Origin of the sequence: Enhydrobacter sp., from assembly GCA_025808875.1 — a bacterium.
Lineage (GTDB): Bacteria > Pseudomonadota > Alphaproteobacteria > Reyranellales > Reyranellaceae > Reyranella.
In genome coordinates this window covers 4360879-4380601 of record CP075528.1, presented here as the reverse complement: position 1 = coordinate 4380601, position 19723 = coordinate 4360879, and the positions used below count along the sequence as shown (strand labels likewise).

Below are 19723 nucleotides of genomic sequence, written 5' to 3'. Positions count from 1 at the left end.
AGCAATGTGGCGATGTCGCTCACTGGAGGAACATCCGGCGTGTGACGGCATAGCGCTTGCCGTCGAATTCCACGACGATGTCGAGGTCCCAGTTGCCGCGCGCTGGCAGGTCTACGTAGCCGGCGTAGCGGCCGATCCCCACGGCGCTCATGGCGATGCCCAAGGGCGGGCGCTTCTCGGCCGGCCGCACCAGCTCGACCGAAACACGGGCGCCGGCGAGCGGCACGCCGTCGGCGGCCGTCGCGACGACCTCCAGGCGTCCTGTCTCCGGGTGCCAGCGGCTATCGATCCGCCAGCCCAGGGCGTCGCGCGCGCGCTGCTCGGCGACGACTTGGTTGTAGTGCAGGCCGCGGTCGCGGGGCTTGTGGGCATAGAGGCCGGAGAAGGAGCCGACGGCGAACCACACCATCACGGCGTTGACCGCTACCACGACGGCGAAGCCGGCGACGAAGATCCACGGGATGTGGCGGCTGCGCTGGACGGAGGCGGTGGTCATGACATGCTCCCTATCGGGCCGGGCCGATGAAGACGGCGCCGTGCGCGGCGCGTTCGCGGCCCTGCCGGTCGCGCACGATGAACTCGATGGATCTCGATCCCGACGGCGCGGCGGTGGCGGGCACGGTGACGAGGATGCGGAAGGTGCCGACGCTGTCGGGATGCACGGTGAAGGCGCCGTCGCCAACCTGGGCGAGACTCGCCTGCGCGAGGCCGTCGAGCGAGAGCACGAGGCTGCGTTCCTCGCGCGTCTTGTTCAGCACCTTGACGGTATAGGAGTTGCGAATGTCGCCGTTGCTGAGACGCACGAAGTTCGGGCTGCGGTCTCGCTGCACGGTCAGCTCGGTGTCGGTGCGCAGCAGGAAGGCCGTCAGCATCGCCCCGGTGACGATCAGCAGAAGCGCGCCGTAGAGCAGGGTGCGTGGGCGCAACGCGCGCCAGGCGCCGACCGCCGCTCGCCGCTCGCGGTCCTGCTGGCGGGCGAGCGTGTCCCAGCGGATCAGGCCGCGCGGCCGGCCGACCTTGTCCATGGTCTGGTTGCAGGCATCGACGCAAAGGCCGCAGCCGATGCATTCGAGCTGCTGGCCGTCGCGGATGTCGATGCCCATGGGGCAGACGGCGACACAGAGCGTGCAGTCGACGCAGTCGCCGCGGCCCTCCCAGCTCGCGCCGGCCTTGTGCTTGCCGCGCGTCTCGCCACGCCACTTTTCGTAGGTGACCAGCAGGCTCTGCTCGTCGAGCATTGCCGCCTGGAAGCGCGGCCACGGGCACATGTAGGTGCAGACCTGTTCGCGTGCCCAGCCGGCCAACATGTAGGTTGTCGCGGTCAGCAGGCCGATGAAGAAGTAGATCTCCAGAGAGGCTTCGCCGCGGAAGATCTTCACGACCGTCGAGGGAGCGTCGACGTAGTAGAATACCCAGGCGCCGCCAGTCGCCGCGGCGATCGCCAGCCAGGCCGCGTGCTTCAGCCCCTTGCGCGCGATCTTGCCGCCCGACATCGGCGCGCGGTCGAGCCTGACGCGGGCATTGCGGTCGCCCTCGATCAGGCGCTCGACCAGCATGAAGAGATCGGTCCATACGGTCTGCGGGCAGGCGAAGCCGCACCAGATGCGGCCGAACAGCGAGGTCGCCAGGAACAGGCCGACGGCACCGAGAATCAGCAGGCCGGTGACGAAGTAGACTTCCTGCGGCCAGATCGTGACGTCGAAGAACCAGCCGCGGCGGCCTTCGAGATCGATCAGGATCGCCTGGTCGGGCGCGCCCGGTCCGCGATCCCAGCGCAGCCAGGGCACGAGGTAATAGAGGGCGAGCAGAAGGACGAGCACGCTCCACTTGATTGTGCGCCAACGCCCGGCGACAGCGCGCGGATAGACCTTTATCCGCGTCGCATAGAGCGGTTGGGCTTCCTTGCGGACCCGTACCGAGACGGCATCCTCGTCGTTGAGCCTGGTGTCCATGACCGCCCCACGCGGTTCCTCAGCGCCCGCCGCCCAGCGAATGGACGTAGATAGCGAGCATCTTCAGGGTCGCCTCGTCGAGCCGATCGGCCCAGGCCGGCATGCTGCCGTTGCGGGCGTAGAAGACGGAGCGATAGATCGAGTTGCGGTCGCCGCCATAGAGCCACAGCCCGTCGGCCAGATTGGGCGCTCCCAAATCCTGGTTGCCTTTGCCGTCGGCCTGGTGGCAGGCCGCGCAATTGTCCTGGAACAGCTTGGCGCCCTCGGGTGCGGCTGTGCCGTGGCCCGACAGGCTCAGCACGTAGTCGGTGACGGCGCCGACCTGCGCCGCCGTGAGGATGCCGTCGGCGCCGAAGCGCGGCATCGCCGACTGACGCGACTTCTCATGGGCGTTGCGCACGCCGTAGGCGATGGTCGCGTGGAGTTGGTCGAGCTTTCCGCCCCACAGCCATTCATCGTCGGCGAGGTTGGGATAGCCCTTGCTACCCGCACCGCCGGCGCCGTGGCATTGTACGCAATTGGTCTGGAACGCCGAGCGGCCGCCCGCGATGGCGAAGTTGAGCAGCTCGGGGTCCTTGCCGATGTCGGCGAGCGGCGTGGCGCGGATGCGTTCGACGTAGCGGCCCCGCGCCCTGACCTGGGTGTCGAGTTCCTGCGCGAGCTCGGCGCGGCTCCAGTAGCCCAGAACGCCCCTGGTGTGGCCGTCGAGCGACGGCCAGGCGGGATAGAGGACGCAATAGACGATCGCGAACACGATGGTTGCCCAGAAGGTGTAGATCCACCAGCTCGGCAGCGGCGTGTTGAGCTCCTTCACCCCGTCCCATTCGTGGCCGGTAGTGTCGGTCCCGGTGACCGCATCCTTCTCGATCTTGGTCGGCATGTCGCGGCCCTCAGCCTTCGTCGTTCAAGGGGATGTGCGCGTCGCGCTCGAAGCGCGCGCGGTTGGCGGGACGCCACGCCCAGAAGCCGATGCCGGCAAACACGCCAATCGCCCACACGGTCCAGATCGACGATAGGATCTCGCCGAGACTCTGCAACATGACCACGTCCTCCTATTGCCGCAGCCGCTCGGGCGGGATGTCGGCGAACTGCACCAGGGTGCCCAGCATCTGCAGGTAGGCGACCAGCGCATCCATCTCGGTGATGGCCTCGGCCGACGGGTTGAATTTACCAACCGGAGTGCGCGGATAGCGCTTCAGCAACTCGGTCGTGTCGGCATCGGGGCTTGCCTGCGCCTCAAGATCGGCGCGCGCGTTCTTCACCATCTCGTCGGTGTAGGGGGTGCCAACGACGCGCAGCGCCTCGAGATGGTCGGCGATGTCGCCGTAGGCGAGCTTGCGTGCGGCGAGGAATGGATAGGCCGGCATGATGCTCTCCGGCACGACGGCACGCGGCGAGACGAGGTGCTCGACATGCCAGTCGTTGGAATAGCGGCCGCCCACCCTCGCTAGGTCCGGGCCGGTGCGCTTGGAACCCCACTGGAACGGCCGGTCGTAGATGCTCTCGGCCGCCAGGCTGTAGTGGCCGTAGCGCTCGACCTCGTCCTTGAAGGGGCGGATCTGCTGGCTGTGGCAGACATAGCAGCCTTCGCGGATGTAGATGTTGCGACCGGCCAGCTCGAGCGGCGTATAGGGCCGCACGCCCTCGACGCGCTCGATGGTCGTCTCGATGGTGAAGAGCGGGATGATCTGCACCAAGCCGCCGATCGACACGGTGATCAGCGTCAGCACCACCAGCAGGATGACGTTCTTTTCGACGATCTCGTGACGAAAGTAGGACATCGCGAATATCTCCTTACGCCGCGATCGCCGGGCGCTCTGCGAGCGTCGCCCGTTCGGGCACCGCGCGCAGGGTACGCCACACGTTGAAGGCCATGAGCAGGGCGCCACCCAGGAAGAACACGCCCCCCACCAGACGGATGAGATAGAAGGGCTGCATCGCCGCGACGGTCTCGACGAACGAGTACTGCAGGAAGCCGAGCTCGTCGTAGGCGCGCCACATCAGGCCCTGCATGATGCCGCTCACCCACATCGCGGTGATGTAGAGAACGATACCGAGCGTGGCGATCCAGTAGTGCCAGCCGATCAGGCGCGTCGACCACATGGCCGGCCGGTTCCACAGCTTCGGCACCATGTAGTAGACCGTGCCGAACACGATGAAGGCGACCCAGCCCAGCGCGCCGGAATGGACGTGGCCGATCGTCCAGTCGGTGTAGTGGCTGAGCGAGTTCACCGCCTTGATCGACATGACCGGCCCCTCGAAAGTCGACATGCCGTAGAAGCCGACGGCGGTGACCGAGAAGCGCAGCGCCGGGTCGGTGCGCAGCTTGTCCCACGCGCCCGACAGCGTCATGAGGCCGTTGATCATGCCGCCCCAGCTCGGCATCCACAGCATGACCGAGAACACCATGCCGAGCGTCTGCGCCCAGTCGGGCAGCGACGTGTAGTGCAGGTGGTGCGGGCCGGCCCAGATGTACAGGAACACCAGGGACCAGAAATGGACGATCGACAGCCGGTAGGAATAGATCGGCCGGTTCGCCGCCTTGGGGATGTAATAGTACATCATGCCGAGGAAGGCGGCGGTCAGGAAGAAGCCGACCGCGTTGTGGCCGTACCACCACTGGATCATGGCGTCCTGCACGCCCGACCAGGCGCTGTAGCTCTTCACGCCGACGATCGACACCGGGATCGTCAGGTTGTTGACGATGTGCAGCATCGCGATGGTGATGATGAAGGCGAGGTAGAACCAGTTCGCGACATAGATGTGCGGTTCCTCGCGCTTCATCACGGTGCCGAGATAGACGATCAGGTACGTAACCCACACGACGGTCAGCCAGAGATCGGCATACCATTCGGGCTCGGCGTATTCCTTGCTCTGCGTGATGCCGAGCAGGTAGCCGGTGGCGGCGATGACGATGAAGAGCTGATAGCCCAGCAGCACGAACCAGCCCGCCGGCGCGCCGCCGAACAGCGTGGCGCGGCAGGTGCGCTGCACGACGTGGAACGAGGTGGCGATCAGCGCCGTACCACCGAAGGCGAAGATGGCGGCGGAGGTATGCAGCGGTCGCAGACGCCCGAAGGTCAGATACTCGCTGTCGAGGCTGAGCTGCGGCCAGACGAGCTGGGCGGCGATCACCACGCCGACCAGGAAGGCGGCGATGCCCCAGAACACCGTGAGCACGACGCCGGCGCGGATGACGTCCTCGACATAGCGCGGCGAGATCGATGAAGGGGCGGACGAAACGGCTTGGCTGGACATCGGGGCTCCCGCACGAATGGCGCGGGCGGACCCTAGGGGCCGTCGGGGCGAGCGACTTTGATGTGTATCAAGGTCGGCCTCGATGGGCCCGGCCACCTTGTCGCCGCGATGAAATCGCCGGGATGAAACGTGCATGAGCGAAATGGTGGCAGTCTTCCGCGGCCCGCAGCCGCATATCAGGAAAGTGCCGCTCGACCGGCCTTGGACGTGGCTCGCGGCGGGATGGCGCGACCTGTGGTCGGTGCCGACGGTCAGCCTCGGCTACGGGCTGCTGCCGGTGCTCGCCGGATGGCTGGCGATCGCGCTGCTGCTCTGGTTCGACCTGCCCTATCTCGTCCTGCCGCTCAGCGCCGGCTTCTTCTTCGTCGGTCCGTTCATCGCTGTCGGCCTCTACGAGGTCAGCCGGCGGCTCGAGGCCAACCATGTCGTCGACGGCGAAACGACGCTGCTGGCATGGCGACGCAATCCCGAGCAGATCGCGTTGATGGGTCTGGTGCTGCTGCTGCTGCATCTCGCGTGGATGCGCATCGCACAGTTGATCTTCGCGGTGTTCGAATGGCGCACCGTGCCGTCGTGGGACCGCTTCCTCGACCTCGCCTGGTACTCCAGCAAGAGCCTGCCGTTCCTGGCGATCGGCATGGGCTGTGGCGCGATGCTGGCCGCGCTCGCCTTCCTCGTCGGTGCCTTCTCGATGCCCTACTTGCTCGATCGCCGCGATGCCAACCTGTTCGAGGCGATCGCCACCTCGGTCGCCGCGGTGCGGCTCAATCTCCGGCCGATGCTGCTGTGGGCCGGCCTGATCGTCGTGCTGGTGGCGCTCGCCATGGTGCCCGGCCTGCTCGGCCTCGTCGTCGTGTTGCCGGTCGTAGCCCATGCCACCTGGCATGCCTATCGCGACGTCGTGCGCTTTCCGACGACGGCTTGATCTCGATCAACCAGCCCGTCGTTCGGCGCGCGTAGGAATCTCCCGGATCCAGTGGGTCCGAAAAGGAGGTCGACATGACAGAAGCGAAATCGTTGATGCCCCGCGGCCAGTCGCCATTCATCGGCGATCTCGACCAGATGTTCAACCGGATGATGCGCGGCTGGCCGTTCGGTCTGCCCGAACTGCCGGCGATGTCCGAACCGCGCGCGCTGCGTGCGTTTGAGCACGTTCCCAAGGTGGAGGTGAAGGAGAACGGCTCAGCCTACGCCGTGACGGTCGAACTGCCCGGTCTCGACGAGAAGGACGTCAAGGTGACGGTCGAGGACGACGTGCTCACCATCACGGGCGAGAAGAAGATCGAGCGCACGGACGAGAGGACGCACTATTCGGAGCGCAGCTACGGCAGCTTCACGCGCGCCTTCACCCTGCCGAGCGATGCCGACCACGCCAAGCTGGCGGCCAGGTTCGCCAAGGGCGTCCTGACCATCGACATTCCCAAGACCGCCAATCCGCCGGCCGCGGTCAAGCAGGTCGAGGTCAAGGCAGGCTAAGTCACAGACGCTGGCTCGCCAGCGCCAGCAGCAGCCCGGCGTTGGCGAGCAACAGCGGCGTTGCTACCCATCGCGCGATGCTGCCCAGGCGCCGCCGCAGCATCAGGCCGCCCCAGCCCACGGCCACCAGGGCCGGCACGGTGCCCAGCGCGAAGGCCGCCATGGCGACCGCTCCTTCGGCCGCCGAGCCCGTGCCGGCCGCCGCGGCGATCGCGCCGTAGAGCAGGCCGCACGGCAGGAACCCCAGAACGACTCCCAGGGCATAGCGCGCCGGCAGGCCACGCGCCTCGGTGAGCGGCCGGGCGAAGCGGGACAGGGCGATCGTCCAGGGGACGCCGGGCAAGGCCGCGAGGCCGAGCGACTGCACGATCAGCAATGCCGCCGCCAACGCCAGGAGCGCGGCGGTGAGCCAGGCGAACGACGGGCTGGCGGCGAAGAGCGCCGTTGTCGCGCCGGCGATCGCGCCGAGCGCCGTGTAGGTGGTGGCGCGGCCCAGGTGATAGGGCAGCAGCGTCGCGTCGGCGAGGCGCTGCCATTCGCCGTAGCGCGTCCGCGCGGCGCCGGCGCCGGCCACGACCTGGCCGAGCACGAACGGCCCACACATGCCGACGCAGTGCACGACGCTGCCGGCGAGCCCGATCAGGAACAGCGACAGCGGCAGGCCGGCTGTCGATCGTCCGGCATCGCCCAGAGCGGCGCGGCAGACCGCCATCACTTCGGCGACAAATTCCATGCCGCTCGAATACGCGGCTTCGCAACGCGCCGGCTTGACCTGCGTCAATACGGAAGCGGGCGAGGCGTGGCATTCCTCTCTCGCCCGACATCAGAGGAGGAGCCGATGAGCTACAAGACGATCCTGGTCAACTGCGACGCCGGCAAGAAGCTGGCCCAGCGTCTTGATGTCGCGACGGACGTGGCCCAGCGCTTCGGCTCCCACCTCGTCGGGATTCATGCGCGGCCCCCTTTCCAGTCGCCCATGTTCTTCGAGGGGGGGATGCCGATGGACACCTTGTTCCAGGCCTACGAGGAGTCTGCCAACAACGATCAGAAGGCCGCCGCCGCCGTCTTCGAGAAGTCGCTGAAAGGCAAGCACCTGTCCTCCGAATGGCGCGTCGCCAACGGCTTCATCGACAGCGAGCTCGCCGTCCAGGCGCGCTACGCCGACCTGCTGGTGGTCGGCCAGACCGACCCCGACGACTCGACGCCGACGCCGGGCGACCTGCCCGAGGCGATTGCGCTCTCGACCGGGCGTCCGATTCTCGTGGTGCCCCACATCGGCGCCAAGAAGCCGATCGGCAAGAACGTCCTGTTGTGCTGGAACGCCAGTCGCGAGAGCGCGCGCGCCGCCACCGACGCGCTGCCGATCCTGCAGAAGGCCGCCAAGGTCATGGTCCTGGTGATCGATCCGCACACCTCGCCCGAGGGCCACGGCGCGGAGCCGGGCGCCGATGTTGCCACGTGGCTCGCCCGCCACGGCGTCAAGGTCACCGTCCAGCGTGACGTCGCGGCCGACGCGGACGTCGGCAACGTGATCCTCTCTCGGGCAGCCGACCACGACATCGACCTTATCGTCATGGGCCTCTACGGGCATTCACGCATGCGCGAGCTGGTGCTGGGCGGCGCCAGTCGCACGGTCATCGCCAGCATGACCGTCCCGGTGCTGATGTCGCACTGAAAGCCATGGAACCGGCCCTCATTGCGGCCTACGACCGGCCGGTCCCGCGCTACACAAGCTATCCGACGGCGGCCCAGTTCACGGCCGGCGTTGGGCCGGCCGAGCATGCGCGATGGCTGGGCGAGATCGCCGAGGCGAGCGCGGCGCTCTATCTGCACGTGCCGTTCTGCCGCGAACTCTGCTGGTACTGCGCCTGCCACACCGTGGCGATGCGCCAGCCCGGGACGCTCGCGGCCTATGCCAGGGCGATGGAAGCGGAACTCGCGCTCGCCGCACGCGCCTCGCCAGGCCTCGTGCTCGACGCGATCCAGTGGGGCGGCGGCACGCCGTCCCAGCTTGGACCCGATCGCATCCTCGCGGTCGCCAGGCGGGTGTCCGCCCTGTTCGACCGTCGCGCCGACGCCGAAGTGTCGATGGAAGTCGATCCGCGTCATTGCTCGGCTGAGCTCGTAGAGGCGATGGCGACCGCCGGCGTGACGCGCGCGAGTCTCGGCGTGCAGGATTTCGACGAGACCGTTCAGCACGCGATCAATCGCGTTCAGTCCTATCGGGCGACGTCGGACGCGGTCGAGCGGCTGCGGTCGGCCGGCATCGCGAGGCTCAACATCGACCTGGTCTACGGCCTGCCTCACCAGACGCCGGAAACGGTGGCGCGAACACTCGATCAGGCGGTGGCGCTTGGCCCGGATCGGTTCGCCGTGTTCGCCTATGCCCACGTTCCCTGGATGAAGCGCCACCAGGAGCTGATCGACCCGTCTGTCCTGCCGGAGGCGTCGGTGCGAGCCGAGATGGCCGATCTGGTCGCGCGGAGGCTGATCGCAGCGGGCTATGTCCGGGTCGGGTTGGATCACTACGCCCGGCGAGGCGATGCGCTTGCCCGTGCCGCCCAGGGCGGCACGTTGCGGCGCACCTTCCAGGGCTATGTCGCCGAGGCCTCGCCTTGGGTGGTGGGCGTGGGCGCATCGGCCATTTCGAGCCTGTCGGGCGGCTACACCCAGAACGCCGTCGATGCCGGGAGATACATGGCCGCGCTGGAAGGGGGCGGGTTCGCCACCGCGCGCGGCATCGCGATCGACGCGGAGGATCGGCTGCGCGGCGAGATCATCGGCCGGCTGATGTGCGCCTACGAGGCGGACGTGGCCGACCCCTGCCGGCGCCGCGGTATCGCACCGGCCGCGTTCTTGGCCTCGATCGAGGGGCTCGTTGCACTGTCGCGCGACGGTCTGATCGACCTCGATGGCACGCACGTGATTGTAACGCAGCGCGGACGACCTCTGGTCAGGTCGATCTGCGCCGCCTTCGACCGCTACTACACCGGCGCCAGCGGGCGCCATTCCCGGGCAATCTAGGAGGCCTGAAGCGATGAGCACCCATCAGATGGTCGCAAAACACGTCGAACAGGCGCTCGCCGAGGCCGCGTCCCGGTCGATCGCCGACGACGTGGTGGCCCGGTGCCTGTTGTCGGAGGCCATCCGCATTTTCAAGCGCAGTCGCAGCAACGACGATATCGCCTCCGAACTGGCCGCTGCCGCCGACAACCTCGACGACGACAATCCGCTGATCTTCATTCGACCCTAAGCCGGCGCCACCGGCCGGACGATCATGTGGTTGTGCACCCGCCGGGTGCCTCGCACGGCTTCCGCCGCGATCCGGATCGCGTCCCTGATGGGCTCGCTTGGCGCCGTGCCCCAGAGATGGACCGTGCCTTTCTCGACCACGACCTTGGGCGCCTGGCAGCTTGCCCACCCTTGCGTCGCGATCGCCCGCGATACCGCTGTCTGGATCGCCTGGTCGTCGATCGCGGCGGCGCCAACGGAAGACTCGCGGGCCATCAATCCCTGCAGCAGGTTGGCGCGGCTGACGATGCCGACCAGACGACCGTCACGCACGATGGGAATGCGCTTGATGCCGCGTTCCTGCATCAGCTCGGCGATCTCCTGCAGGTCGGCGTGCTCGCTGGCCGATACGACGTCCCTCGACATGACGTCGGCGACGCGATGGGCGTGCGAGCGGATGTAGTCCCGCGCCCGACGCGATTCGTCCGCCGTCAGCAACCGCTGGAGCCACGATTTGGTCGGGAAGGTGCCGATCTCCGGCCGGTACATGAGATCGGCCTCGCTCACGATGCCGATCATGCGATGATCGGCATCGACCACTGGCGCCGCGCTGATGCCGCTGTTGAGCAGGATCTGTGCGGCATCGTAGACCGAGGCCTCAGCTTTGATCGTCACTACTTCCCTAGTCATGACTCGTCCAGCGTGCATGGCGGACCCCGCAATCGAGAAAACACCATTCTGGGCCGCGTAAGTCCGGCCGACGTTGCGGCAGATCAACGTCGAGCACGGCGGATTGTTGACATGGCTCAATGTGGCGTTGAACGCAGACCCGCAGCATCCTTGCGATGTCACAGCCGTTGCCACCAGCATCCATTCGCACCACGCCGCTGCCCAGGGGCTTCACGTGGGGCGTATCGACGTCGAGCTATCAGATCGAGGGGGCCGCACTCGAGGACGGCCGCGGCCCCAGCATCTGGGATAATTTCTGCAGAGTGCCCGGCAATGTCGCCAACGGCGACACCGGAGACGTCGCCTGCGATCACTATCATCGCTACGCCGGGGACATCGAGCTGATGCGCCGGATGGGCGTCGGCGCCTATCGCTTCTCGGTTGCCTGGCCTCGCGTCATGCCCACGGGCCGGGGCGCGGTGAACGAGAAGGGCCTCGCCTTCTACGACCGGCTGGTCGACGGCCTGCTGGCGGCCGGCATAGAGCCCTGGCTCTGCCTCTATCACTGGGACCTTCCGCAGGCGCTCCAGGATGTCGGCGGCTGGGCGGATCGCGACATCGTCGGCTGGTTCGCCGACTATGCGCAGCTCGTTGGCGAACGTTTCGGCGGGCGCGTGAAGCGCTTTGCAACGTTCAACGAGCCCGGCGTCTTCGTCTTGTTCGGCTACGCCTTCGGCTGGCATCCGCCGGCCAGCAGCGCACGGGCCGATCACTACAAGGCCATCCATCACGTCAACCTGGCGCACGGAGCCGCGGTCGACGCGCTGCGCGCGGCTGTGCCGCGCGCGTCGATCGGCGCCGTTCACAACATCCAGCCGAGCCGGCCGGTCGGCACCACGGCCGAGGACGTGAAGGCTGCGCGGCTTCTCGACGCCTATTGGAACCGGGCCTTTCCGGATCCGCAAATGCTAGGCGTCTATCCCCCTGAACTCGCCGAGGCCATCGAGCCGTTCCAGCGCGACGGCGATCTCGCGAGGATCGCGCGACCGGTGGACTGGCTCGGCATCAATCACTACTCGCCGGTCTACGCGAAGGCGTCGGCGGACTCTCCCTGGGGGTTCGCGTGGGCTGACGCTCCGGAGGATGTTCCGCGCTCGCCGATAGGCTGGCAGGTCGACCCCGATGCCTTTCGCGACGTCCTGATCGGCGCCCACGAGCGCTACGGCCGGCCGATCTACGTCATGGAGAACGGCGCGGGCGGCGCAGACAAGCCCGATCCCACCGGTCACATCGTCGATCACGAGCGCATCGGCTATCTCGCGCTCTATACCGACGCCCTGCGCGAGGCCGTCGCGGCCGGTGCTGATGTGCGCGGCTATTTCGTCTGGTCTCTGCTCGACAATTTCGAGTGGGGCGCGGGCTACGATACGCGGTTCGGCCTGATCTATGTCGACTATGCCAGTCAGCGGCGAATCCCGAAGGCGTCGGCTCACTGGTACGGGCAGTTGATCCAAGCGGAGGCGGCGAAAGCCGGCACGGCCACATGACCAAGGTCCTGTTGTCCGACATCGGGGCGACGCGGGCGCGATTCGCCGTCCTGTTCAGCGGGGTCGTCGGACCCGTGACGTCCCTCGATGTCAGTGACTACGCGACCGCAGCCGATGCCGTCGCCGAGTTCTTGCGCCGTGGTGGCGGCGGCGAGAAATTCGACGGTGCCGTATTCGGCGTCGCCGGCCCCGTGGACGGGCCGCGCTGCGCCATGACCAATGCGCGCTGGGTGGTGGACGCCATCGAACTGCAGCAGCGCTTCGCGCTCGGGCCGGTCCGCATCATCAACGATCTGGCGGCCCTGGCGCTGGCCCTGCCTCACCTCGGGCGCGCCGATCTCAGAAGCATCGGGCCGGAAGAAGGACGGCCCGGCGAACCGCTGGCGATCGTGGCGCCCGGTACTGGCCTCGGCATGGCTTGCCTGCTTCGCGGCGGCTACGGCGCGCGCGTTCTGACCAGCGAGGGAGGTCATGCCTCGCTCGCCGCGGGCTCGGCCCGTGAGGCGGCGCTGGTCACCATCCTGCATCGCCGCTTCGGGCATGTTTCCGCCGAGCGCGTGCTGTCCGGATCCGGTCTCGTCAATCTGTACGAGGCGATCGCCGAACTCGAAGGCGCCCGGCCCGAGCGGCGGACGCCGGCGCAAGTCACCCGGGCGGCGGTTGAGGGAAGCTGCGCGCGAAGCCGCGAGGCACTCGATGCTTTCTGCGGCTTCCTCGGTGCCGTCGCCGGCAACGCCGCACTGATGTTCGGTGCGCGCGGCGGGGTCTATATCGGTGGCGGCATCGTCCCCAGGATCGTCGATCATCTCGCGGTCACCAGTTTCCGCGCCCGTTTCGAGGCCAAGGGCCGCTTTCATCGCTATCTCGCCGCCATTCCCACGAAGGTCGTCATGAAGCCCGATCCCGCTTTCGTCGGGCTGGCCGCGCTCGGCAGCGCGGGCCATGGTTGAGGCCGGCGAGGCGAAGGCCGTCGGACGGGAATCGATGCGCCGCTTCTGGCGCACTGCCTTCGGCTTTCTGTCGCGCGAGTCGGCGTGGATCTCGTGGGGCCTGATCTCATTGCTGGCGATCTGCGTCGTGCTGCAGATCGTCAATCAGTACTGGCTCAATCTCTGGAATCGCGACTTCTTCAATGCCCTGGAGCGACGCGACGGGCGCGAGATCTGGCATCAGACCCATGTGCTGCTGGTGCTTGCCGGCCAAAGCATCGCGCTGGCGGTCTTCGCCGTGTGGGGCCGGATGAGCTTCCAGCGATTGTGGCGCAACTGGCTGACTGCCCACTTGGTCGAGATCTGGCTGTCGAACGGCAACTATCGTCGCCTCGAGTCCGGAGGCGGAGAGCATCAGCTGGCCGAGTACAGGATCGCCGAGGACGCGCGAGTGGCCACGGATGCTCCGATCGATCTCGTGGTGGGCCTGCTCAGTTCCATTCTCACGGCAGGCACTTTCATCGTCGTGCTCTGGACGGTCGGCGGCTCGATCGACCTGCGGCCATTCGGCCTCCCCCTGCAAGTTCCGGGGTTCCTGGTCTTCGCGGCGATAATCTATGCGGCGCTGACGACCGGCGCGATGGTGTTGATCGGCAGCAACATGGCCCATGTCATCGAGCGCAAGAATCAGGCCGAATCGGAACTCAAATTCGCGGTCGCCCATCTGCGCGAACGCGCGGAGGAGAACGGGCCGCGGCCTGACCCGCCACTCGTTGCCGCCGTCGGCTCGGCACTCGCCGAAGCCATTCGCCAATGGAAACGCCTCGCTGGCCAGCACATGCGGACGACCGTGGTGTCGCACGGCAACACTTTGCTGGCGCCTCTCGTGGGCCTCATCCTGTGCGTCCCCAATTACGTGCAGGGCGCCATGCTGCTGGGCGAGGTCACGCAGGCGGCGGCCGCCTTCGTGGCCGTGCAAGGCCTGTTCAGCTGGCTGGTGGACAACTACCCGCGCCTGGCCGAATGGGTGTCGTCGGCCGTTCGTGTCGGCACGCTGCTGCGCGCTTTCGATCGCCTGGATATCGAAGCCCGTTCCTCCGGGCGGCCGCTCGGATCGTTGCCCGCCTAGATTGCCGTCGAAAGAGTGGGCGGGTGTGTGTTATCGTGCGAGTTGCATGAACGATGCGGACTCAGAATTGGATCTCGGTCCCGCCGTCGCCGAATGGGTAGTACGCTCCCCGCGCCCGGAACTGGTTCTTGCACCGGATTTGAGGATCGCGGCGGCATCCGAGGCATATGCCGGGATGTTCGGCTTCGCCTCCCATGCCATGGTCGGCCGCCGGATCCAGGATTGCTTCGCGCCGGGCCCGGCCGTCGAAGCGCTCCTGTCCTCGCTCCGAAGGGTAGTATCGAGTCGTCAGCCGGATCGGCTGGATGGCGGAGTGCTCGAACCCATCGGAGGGAGAGGCGCGGACGGCGCGATAGCGCCACCGGCCGCCATGTCGAACGCACCGGTGTTGGGCACCGATGGTGCCGTCCAATGGATCCTCCATGGAGTGGAGCCGCGACCGGCGGGCGACCGCCAGGGCATCGCCGAGGCGTTGGACGCCGCCGAGGCCCGGTTGCGGTCGATCCTTCAGACGGTGCCGGATGCCATGATCGTGATCGACGAGAGGGGGCGCATCGAATCGCTCAGCACCACGGCAGAGCGGTTGTTCGGCTACACGATGGACGAGGTGTCGGGCCGCAACGTCAGCCAGCTCATGCCGTCGCCATATCGCGAGCAACACGATTCCTACCTCGAGCGCTATCTGTCGACGGGCGAGAAGCGCATCATCGGCATCGGCCGCATCGTCGTCGGCCAGCGCAAGGACGGCACGACCTTCCCCATGCATCTGACGGTGGGCGAGCTGAAATCGGCGGACCGCCACTACTTCACCGGCTTCATCCGTGATCTGACGGCTCAGCAACTCACGGAAAGCCGACTGAAGGAGCTTCAATCCGAGGTCACGCACATGTCGCGCTTCACCGCGCTCGGCGAGATGGCCTCGACACTGGCGCACGAGATCAACCAGCCGCTGACCGCCATCAGCAACTATCTCAAGGGCTGCCGCCGTCTGCTCGACAAGGTCGAGAGCGAGAACTCAGGACTGTTGCGGGATGCGGTCGAGAAGGCCGCCGACCAGGCCCTGCGGGCCGGCCATATCATTCGCCGGCTGCGCGAGTTCGTCGCACGCGGCGAGAGCGAGCGGCATGTCGAGAACTTGCCGAAGCTGGTGGAGGACGCAAGCACGCTGGCTCTGATAGGGGCACGTGAGAACGGAGTGGAGGTCGGATTCCGCTTCGATCCCGCGGCGGACACCGTCCTTGCCGACCGCATTCAGATTCAGCAGGTACTCGTCAACCTGATCCGCAACGCGATAGACGTGATGATGGAATCTTCCGGTCCAAGAAGACTCGGGATCGCCACGCGTGCTGGCGGAGATGGCACGGCCCAGGTGAGCGTTTCCGACACCGGCCGGGGGCTTGCCCCCGAAGTGGCAGCGCACCTCTTCCAGCCATTCGTGACGACCAAGCGCAAGGGGATGGGGTTGGGTCTTTCGATCTGCCGCACGATCATCGAGTCCCATGGCGGGAAGATCTGGGTGGAGGCGCCGCCGACCGGTGGAACGGCTTTCCATTTCACGTTGAGGATGGCGACCGAGGAGGAGGAAGCGGAGCGTGCCGTCTAGTCAGGTGGTTCATGTGATCGACGACGACGCCGACGTGCGCCAGTCCCTCGCGTTCCTGCTGGCGACCGCGGGACTCGCGGTTCGCGTGCACGATTCCGCGGTCGCGTTCCTCAGGACATTGCCGGACGTTCAGGATGGCTGCATCGTCACCGACGTCCGGATGCCCGAGATGGACGGATTGGAATTGCAGCGCAGGTTGAAGGAGCTGGACGTGAAGATTCCGGTGATCGTCATCACGGGACACGGCGACGTCCATCTCGCCGTTTCGGCCATGAAGGCCGGCGCGGTGGATTTCATCGAGAAGCCGTTTGACGACGAAGTCCTGCTTGGCGCGATCCGCTCCGCGCTCGCTCGCAATGCCGATGATCACCAGCGGCAGTCGCGTGCCGTCGAGGTTCGGAACCGGCTCAAGATCCTGTCGCACCGAGAGCGTGATGTGCTGGCCGGGCTGGTTGCAGGAAAGCCCAACAAGATCATCGCCTACGAACTCGGCATCAGTGCCCGCACGATCGAGGTTTACCGCGCCAACGTCATGACCAAGATGCAGGCCGACAGCCTGTCGGAACTGGTTCGCATGACGCTGATGGCGGACGATTCACGCTAGCGAGCGCGCCATTTGCGTCAGATCAAGGCCCCATTGCCGGCGTCGTGAAATATCTTGCATTGGCTTCAATCTGGATTGTCGCATGCCGATGCATTCTGGAACTGTGCTTCTCGTCGATGACGATGCCGCGGTTCGCAGCGCCCTCAAATTCTCGCTCGAGGTGGAAGGATACGGTGTGCGCATCTACGAGCGTGCGAAGGCCTTGCTTGCCGAGAAGAGCCTGCCGACCAAGGCCTGCCTCGTCGTCGATCTGCGCATGCCGGCCATGGACGGCCTGGAGCTGATCGAGGCATTGCGCGCGCGGGGGGTCGGCCTTCCGGCGATCCTGATCGTCAGCGAACCCGTGAGCGCCGAGTTGCGGTCGAGATCCAGTCGCGTCAGCGTCGACCGCATCCTGGAGAAGCCGCTGTCGGACTCCGCGCTGCTGGAAAGCATCCGGCGCGCCCTTGTCGACCTCGCCTGATGGCCGCTGCCGCGGCATCGGCGCCTACGTAGAATCCCGTAGTTCAATACCCGAATGTTCGGATGACCGGCCGGCCGGTACCAAGGGCGCGTTCTTGAGGGAGATGACCATGCGCACTTCGATCGCCAGCCACAGCCCCGCCGCCAAGGTTCCCGCCCCCGTCGTGATCCGTGGCCTGACCACGCTCAAGAACGGCGGTGACGACCGCCAGCTGGGAACGACCCACGTTCTCGGCAAGGGCGAGGAGCTCTTCGCCGAGGGCGACCCGGCCGACTGCTTCTACAAGGTCGTGTCGGGGACCGTGCGAACCTACAAGCTGCTGAGCGACGGACGTCGTCAAATCGACGCCTTCCACCTCGCCGGCGACCTGTTCGGCCTGGAGGCGGGTGCCGAGCACCGGTTCTGCGCCGAAGCCGTCGACGGCGCGACCGTGGTGGCCTTCCGCCGCAGCCGGCTCGATGCCCTCACCCACGACCATCCCGGGTTCGGCGATCAGGTGATGTCGTCGATGATCCGCAATCTCGAGCGGGCGCAGGAGCACATGCTGCTGCTCGGCCGCAAGACCGCCCAGGAGAAGATCGCGAGCTTCCTGCTCGATATGGCCGACCGCATGCACGAGGACGACCATTTCGAACTGCCCATGCAACGCTCCGACATCGCCGACCATCTGGGTCTCACCATCGAGACCGTGTCGCGCACCCTGACGGAGTTCGCGCGCCGGGGGCTGATCAAGGTCGCCGCGTCCAGCCGCTCGATCGTTCTTGCCGACAAGGGACGTCTTCAGGGAATGAATGCCTAGGGTGCCCGCGCCGAGGCGGAAAACGAGAAGGGCTCGACCGGAAGCGATCGAGCCCTTTGCGTTTGGTGGAGCCAAGGGGGATCGAACCCCTGACCTCTACAATGCCATTGTAGCGCTCTCCCAGCTGAGCTATGGCCCCGAAACTGGTGCGGGCGCGAGGTATAGTTCCTGCGCCCCGGGCTGGCAACCGGCCGGCTAGCGGTCTCCCTCGCCCTTGTCGTTCTCGACTTCGACCTCGATGTCTTCAGCCTCGTCGGCGAGATCGTCGGTATCTTCCAACGCATCGTCGTCCGCTTCCACATCGGGCAACTCGTCTCCCGCCAGCGCCGCTTCGTCGCTTTTCTTCTTGGCGGCGGCATTCTTGGCGGCCAGCGCGGCGGCGGCTGCCGCCGCGGCCGACGTGGCCGCGGCGGCGGCACGGCCGCGCCGAACCTTCACGAAGTCTTCGCGATCGTGCTCGCGCCCGCACTTGGGGCATTTGATCGGGCTCTTGTTGAGGTCGTAGAAGCGCGCGCTGCAGCTCTGGCAGGTGCGCTTGGTGCCCCAGGACGCCTTGACCACGCTGATTCTCCTGGAATTTCGCTGAAACGAGGCCGGTTCGGCCGCGAGGGACGGCGTATGTCATGGGCTTTTCACCCTGTCAAAACCAAATTCCGGCATGCTAGGAGGGCGCCGCGCCGCCTTTTTGCCGCGATTTGCGGCCCCAGGAGAGTGCCCTGTCCGGTTCTGCTGCTGCCAAGAAGCTGATTGCCCGGCCCGTGCCGCGGCTCGAGGGTCGCGTGCGCGCGCCGGGCGATAAGTCGGTCTCCCATCGCGCGCTGATGTTCGGCGCCCTGGCGCTGGGCGAGACCGCGATTTCCGGCCTGCTCGAGGGCGAGGACGTGCTGCGCACTGCCGCGGCGTTACGCGCGCTCGGCGCGCAGGTCGAACATCACGGCGCCAATTGGCGCGTCCGGGGATTCGGCGTCGGCGGCGCCCGCGAGCCAGCCGACGTGCTCGATCTCGGCAATTCCGGCACCTCGGCCCGGCTCTTGTCCGGCATCCTGGCGAGCCATCCGTTCGTCAGTTTCATGACCGGCGACGGCTCGCTGCGGCGCCGTCCCATGCAGCGCGTCATCGATCCGCTGTCGCGCATGGGCGCGGGCTTCGTCGCGCGCGAGGGCGGACGCATGCCGCTCGCCATCACCGGCACCGACGAGATGGTGCCGATCGAATATCGACTGCCGGTCGCTTCGGCGCAGGTAAAGAGCGCCGTGCTGCTGGCCGGCCTCAACACGGCGGGCGAGACGACCGTGATCGAGCCCGAGGCCACGCGCGACCATACCGAGCGCATGCTGCGCCATTTCGGCGCCGAGGTCCGGGTCGAGCCCGCGGATGCGCACGGCAAGCGCATCACCGTGGTCGGCTGGCCCGAGTTGCGCGGTCGCGATATCGTCGTGCCGGGCGATCCCTCGTCGGCCGCCTTCGCCGTCGTCGCCGCCGCGATCCGGCCGGGCAGCGACGTGCTGGTCGAGAATGTCGGGCTCAACCCGCTGCGCGCCGGCCTGTACGCGACGTTGCTCGAGATGGGCGCGCGGATCGACTTCGACAATCGCCGCGAGGTCGGCGGTGAGCCGGTGGCCGATCTCCGCGTCAGAGGTGGCGGACTGAAGGGCGTCGAGGTGCCGCCTGAGCGCGCGCCATCGATGATCGACGAGTATCCGATCCTCGCCGTCGCCGCCGCCTGTGCGGAGGGCAGCACGCGCATGTTGGGCCTCGCCGAACTGCGCGCCAAGGAAAGCGATCGGCTTGCCTCGGTATCGGCGGGCCTGCACGCCAACGGCGTCAGGCACGAGATGGGCGCCGACACGCTGGTCGTTCACGGTTGCGGCGGTTCGCCGCCCGGTGGAGGCTTGGTGACGACGCATCTCGACCATCGCATCGCCATGTCGTTCCTGGTGTTGGGGCTGGCGTCGCGCGACGGCGTGGCGGTCGACGACGGCTCGCCGATCGACACGTCGTTCCCGGGGTTCGTGCCGCTCATGACGGGTCTCGGCGCCGAGATCGAGGCGGCGTGAGCGGTC

General features: G+C 67.0%; 22 protein-coding genes and 1 tRNA gene. 13 read left to right on the top strand and 10 right to left on the bottom strand.

What is annotated here, in order from left to right; translation table 11 throughout:
- Nucleotides 1–19: 19 nt before the first annotated feature.
- Genes KIT25_21725 through ccoN form a run of 6 tightly spaced genes read right to left on the bottom strand, consistent with a single transcriptional unit; the run spans nucleotide 20 to nucleotide 5210 of the window.
- A complete protein-coding gene (locus tag KIT25_21725) occupies nucleotides 20–496 on the bottom strand; it encodes a FixH family protein (GenBank protein ID UYN94615.1) in 477 nt (158 codons plus the stop codon).
- A gap of 10 nt (nucleotides 497–506) precedes the next feature.
- On the bottom strand, nucleotides 507–1952 hold the full coding sequence (gene ccoG / locus KIT25_21720; protein UYN94614.1) for a cytochrome c oxidase accessory protein CcoG: 1446 nt from the start codon (nucleotides 1950–1952) through the stop codon (nucleotides 507–509).
- Between the two features lie 19 nt (nucleotides 1953–1971).
- Nucleotides 1972–2832, bottom strand: coding sequence for a cytochrome-c oxidase, cbb3-type subunit III (ccoP, locus tag KIT25_21715; protein UYN94613.1), 861 nt, complete (start codon nucleotides 2830–2832; stop codon nucleotides 1972–1974).
- A gap of 10 nt (nucleotides 2833–2842) precedes the next feature.
- On the bottom strand, nucleotides 2843–2992 hold the full coding sequence (locus KIT25_21710) for a cbb3-type cytochrome c oxidase subunit 3 (protein UYN94612.1): 150 nt from the start codon (nucleotides 2990–2992) through the stop codon (nucleotides 2843–2845).
- A gap of 12 nt (nucleotides 2993–3004) precedes the next feature.
- Nucleotides 3005–3733: a cytochrome-c oxidase, cbb3-type subunit II gene (gene ccoO / locus KIT25_21705; protein ID UYN94611.1), complete on the bottom strand. Its 729-nt coding sequence runs from the start codon at nucleotides 3731–3733 to the stop codon at nucleotides 3005–3007.
- A gap of 13 nt (nucleotides 3734–3746) precedes the next feature.
- The gene (gene ccoN / locus KIT25_21700; protein UYN94610.1) at nucleotides 3747–5210 is read right to left on the bottom strand and encodes a cytochrome-c oxidase, cbb3-type subunit I; all 1464 of its coding nucleotides are present in this window, start codon (nucleotides 5208–5210) and stop codon (nucleotides 3747–3749) included.
- Between the two features lie 133 nt (nucleotides 5211–5343).
- Between ccoN and KIT25_21695 the strand changes: the two genes are divergently transcribed.
- Entirely contained in the window at nucleotides 5344–6135 is a 792-nt protein-coding gene (locus tag KIT25_21695; GenBank protein ID UYN94609.1) for a DUF2189 domain-containing protein, read from the top strand.
- A 74-nt stretch (nucleotides 6136–6209) separates the two neighbouring features.
- A complete protein-coding gene (locus tag KIT25_21690; protein UYN94608.1) occupies nucleotides 6210–6686 on the top strand; it encodes an Hsp20/alpha crystallin family protein in 477 nt (158 codons plus the stop codon).
- 1 nt (nucleotide 6687) lies between these two features.
- Here the strand turns inward: KIT25_21690 and KIT25_21685 are convergent, their stop codons facing one another.
- Nucleotides 6688–7398 (bottom strand): sulfite exporter TauE/SafE family protein, encoded by a 711-nt coding sequence (locus tag KIT25_21685; GenBank protein ID UYN98020.1) that lies wholly within the window; start codon nucleotides 7396–7398, stop codon nucleotides 6688–6690.
- Nucleotides 7399–7524: 126 nt separating this feature from the next.
- On the opposite strand from KIT25_21685, the gene KIT25_21680 reads away from it, so the two are divergent.
- The 3 genes from KIT25_21680 to KIT25_21670 are packed head-to-tail and all read left to right on the top strand — an operon-like array spanning nucleotide 7525 to nucleotide 9939.
- Nucleotides 7525–8361, top strand: coding sequence for a universal stress protein (locus KIT25_21680; GenBank protein ID UYN94607.1), 837 nt, complete (start codon nucleotides 7525–7527; stop codon nucleotides 8359–8361).
- Between the two features lie 5 nt (nucleotides 8362–8366).
- Nucleotides 8367–9710 (top strand): oxygen-independent coproporphyrinogen III oxidase, encoded by a 1344-nt coding sequence (gene hemN, locus KIT25_21675; GenBank protein ID UYN94606.1) that lies wholly within the window; start codon nucleotides 8367–8369, stop codon nucleotides 9708–9710.
- Between the two features lie 13 nt (nucleotides 9711–9723).
- Nucleotides 9724–9939 (top strand): hypothetical protein, encoded by a 216-nt coding sequence (locus tag KIT25_21670; protein ID UYN94605.1) that lies wholly within the window; start codon nucleotides 9724–9726, stop codon nucleotides 9937–9939.
- Here KIT25_21670 and KIT25_21665 read toward each other — a convergent pair.
- Entirely contained in the window at nucleotides 9936–10592 is a 657-nt protein-coding gene (locus KIT25_21665) for a CBS domain-containing protein (protein ID UYN94604.1), read from the bottom strand. The genes KIT25_21670 and KIT25_21665 overlap by 4 nt on opposite strands.
- Before the next feature lie 170 nt (nucleotides 10593–10762).
- Here KIT25_21665 and KIT25_21660 point away from each other — a divergent pair, with 170 nt between their 5' ends.
- The 7 genes from KIT25_21660 to KIT25_21630 all read left to right on the top strand — a co-directional run bounded on the left by KIT25_21660 (nucleotide 10763) and on the right by KIT25_21630 (nucleotide 17660).
- Complete coding sequence (locus tag KIT25_21660; GenBank protein ID UYN94603.1) at nucleotides 10763–12133, top strand: beta-glucosidase; 1371 nt, start codon at nucleotides 10763–10765, stop codon at nucleotides 12131–12133.
- Nucleotides 12130–13083 (top strand): glucokinase, encoded by a 954-nt coding sequence (gene glk / locus KIT25_21655; GenBank protein UYN94602.1) that lies wholly within the window; start codon nucleotides 12130–12132, stop codon nucleotides 13081–13083. Before KIT25_21660 ends, glk begins: the two co-directional genes overlap by 4 nt.
- On the top strand, nucleotides 13076–14191 hold the full coding sequence (locus tag KIT25_21650) for a hypothetical protein (GenBank protein ID UYN94601.1): 1116 nt from the start codon (nucleotides 13076–13078) through the stop codon (nucleotides 14189–14191). Before glk ends, KIT25_21650 begins: the two co-directional genes overlap by 8 nt.
- A gap of 1 nt (nucleotide 14192) precedes the next feature.
- Nucleotides 14193–15794, top strand: a complete 1602-nt coding sequence (locus KIT25_21645; GenBank protein ID UYN94600.1) for a PAS domain S-box protein — start codon at nucleotides 14193–14195, stop codon at nucleotides 15792–15794.
- A 4-nt stretch (nucleotides 15795–15798) separates the two neighbouring features.
- A complete protein-coding gene (locus tag KIT25_21640) occupies nucleotides 15799–16398 on the top strand; it encodes a response regulator transcription factor FixJ (protein ID UYN98019.1) in 600 nt (199 codons plus the stop codon).
- Between the two features lie 82 nt (nucleotides 16399–16480).
- Nucleotides 16481–16861 (top strand): response regulator, encoded by a 381-nt coding sequence (locus tag KIT25_21635; protein UYN94599.1) that lies wholly within the window; start codon nucleotides 16481–16483, stop codon nucleotides 16859–16861.
- A gap of 109 nt (nucleotides 16862–16970) precedes the next feature.
- The gene (locus KIT25_21630; GenBank protein ID UYN94598.1) at nucleotides 16971–17660 is read left to right on the top strand and encodes a helix-turn-helix domain-containing protein; all 690 of its coding nucleotides are present in this window, start codon (nucleotides 16971–16973) and stop codon (nucleotides 17658–17660) included.
- Nucleotides 17661–17723: 63 nt separating this feature from the next.
- On the opposite strand, the gene KIT25_21625 is transcribed toward KIT25_21630, so the two are convergent.
- Nucleotides 17724–17799, bottom strand: a tRNA-Ala gene (locus KIT25_21625).
- Between the two features lie 56 nt (nucleotides 17800–17855).
- Nucleotides 17856–18221, bottom strand: a complete 366-nt coding sequence (locus KIT25_21620; protein UYN94597.1) for a TIGR02300 family protein — start codon at nucleotides 18219–18221, stop codon at nucleotides 17856–17858.
- 155 nt (nucleotides 18222–18376) lie between these two features.
- Here KIT25_21620 and aroA point away from each other — a divergent pair, with 155 nt between their 5' ends.
- The gene (gene aroA, locus KIT25_21615; GenBank protein UYN98018.1) at nucleotides 18377–19717 is read left to right on the top strand and encodes a 3-phosphoshikimate 1-carboxyvinyltransferase; all 1341 of its coding nucleotides are present in this window, start codon (nucleotides 18377–18379) and stop codon (nucleotides 19715–19717) included.
- The last annotated feature ends 6 nt before the right edge of the window (nucleotides 19718–19723 follow it).

What these genes read in the sequence shown, in the direction of transcription:
- KIT25_21725 (UYN94615.1), bottom strand. Translation starts at nt 496, where the DNA reads ATGACCACCGCCTCCGTCCAGCGCAGCCGCCACATCCCGTGGATCTTC.
- ccoG (UYN94614.1), bottom strand. Translation starts at nt 1,952, where the DNA reads ATGGACACCAGGCTCAACGACGAGGATGCCGTCTCGGTACGGGTCCGC.
- ccoP (UYN94613.1), bottom strand. Translation starts at nt 2,832, where the DNA reads ATGCCGACCAAGATCGAGAAGGATGCGGTCACCGGGACCGACACTACC.
- KIT25_21710 (UYN94612.1), bottom strand. Translation starts at nt 2,992, where the DNA reads ATGTTGCAGAGTCTCGGCGAGATCCTATCGTCGATCTGGACCGTGTGG.
- ccoO (UYN94611.1), bottom strand. Translation starts at nt 3,733, where the DNA reads ATGTCCTACTTTCGTCACGAGATCGTCGAAAAGAACGTCATCCTGCTG.
- ccoN (UYN94610.1), bottom strand. Translation starts at nt 5,210, where the DNA reads ATGTCCAGCCAAGCCGTTTCGTCCGCCCCTTCATCGATCTCGCCGCGC.
- KIT25_21695 (UYN94609.1), top strand. Translation starts at nt 5,344, where the DNA reads ATGAGCGAAATGGTGGCAGTCTTCCGCGGCCCGCAGCCGCATATCAGG.
- KIT25_21690 (UYN94608.1), top strand. Translation starts at nt 6,210, where the DNA reads ATGACAGAAGCGAAATCGTTGATGCCCCGCGGCCAGTCGCCATTCATC.
- KIT25_21685 (UYN98020.1), bottom strand. Translation starts at nt 7,398, where the DNA reads ATGGCGGTCTGCCGCGCCGCTCTGGGCGATGCCGGACGATCGACAGCC.
- KIT25_21680 (UYN94607.1), top strand. Translation starts at nt 7,525, where the DNA reads ATGAGCTACAAGACGATCCTGGTCAACTGCGACGCCGGCAAGAAGCTG.
- hemN (UYN94606.1), top strand. Translation starts at nt 8,367, where the DNA reads ATGGAACCGGCCCTCATTGCGGCCTACGACCGGCCGGTCCCGCGCTAC.
- KIT25_21670 (UYN94605.1), top strand. Translation starts at nt 9,724, where the DNA reads ATGAGCACCCATCAGATGGTCGCAAAACACGTCGAACAGGCGCTCGCC.
- KIT25_21660 (UYN94603.1), top strand. Translation starts at nt 10,763, where the DNA reads ATGTCACAGCCGTTGCCACCAGCATCCATTCGCACCACGCCGCTGCCC.
- glk (UYN94602.1), top strand. Translation starts at nt 12,130, where the DNA reads ATGACCAAGGTCCTGTTGTCCGACATCGGGGCGACGCGGGCGCGATTC.
- KIT25_21650 (UYN94601.1), top strand. Translation starts at nt 13,076, where the DNA reads ATGGTTGAGGCCGGCGAGGCGAAGGCCGTCGGACGGGAATCGATGCGC.
- KIT25_21635 (UYN94599.1), top strand. Translation starts at nt 16,481, where the DNA reads ATGCCGATGCATTCTGGAACTGTGCTTCTCGTCGATGACGATGCCGCG.
- KIT25_21630 (UYN94598.1), top strand. Translation starts at nt 16,971, where the DNA reads ATGCGCACTTCGATCGCCAGCCACAGCCCCGCCGCCAAGGTTCCCGCC.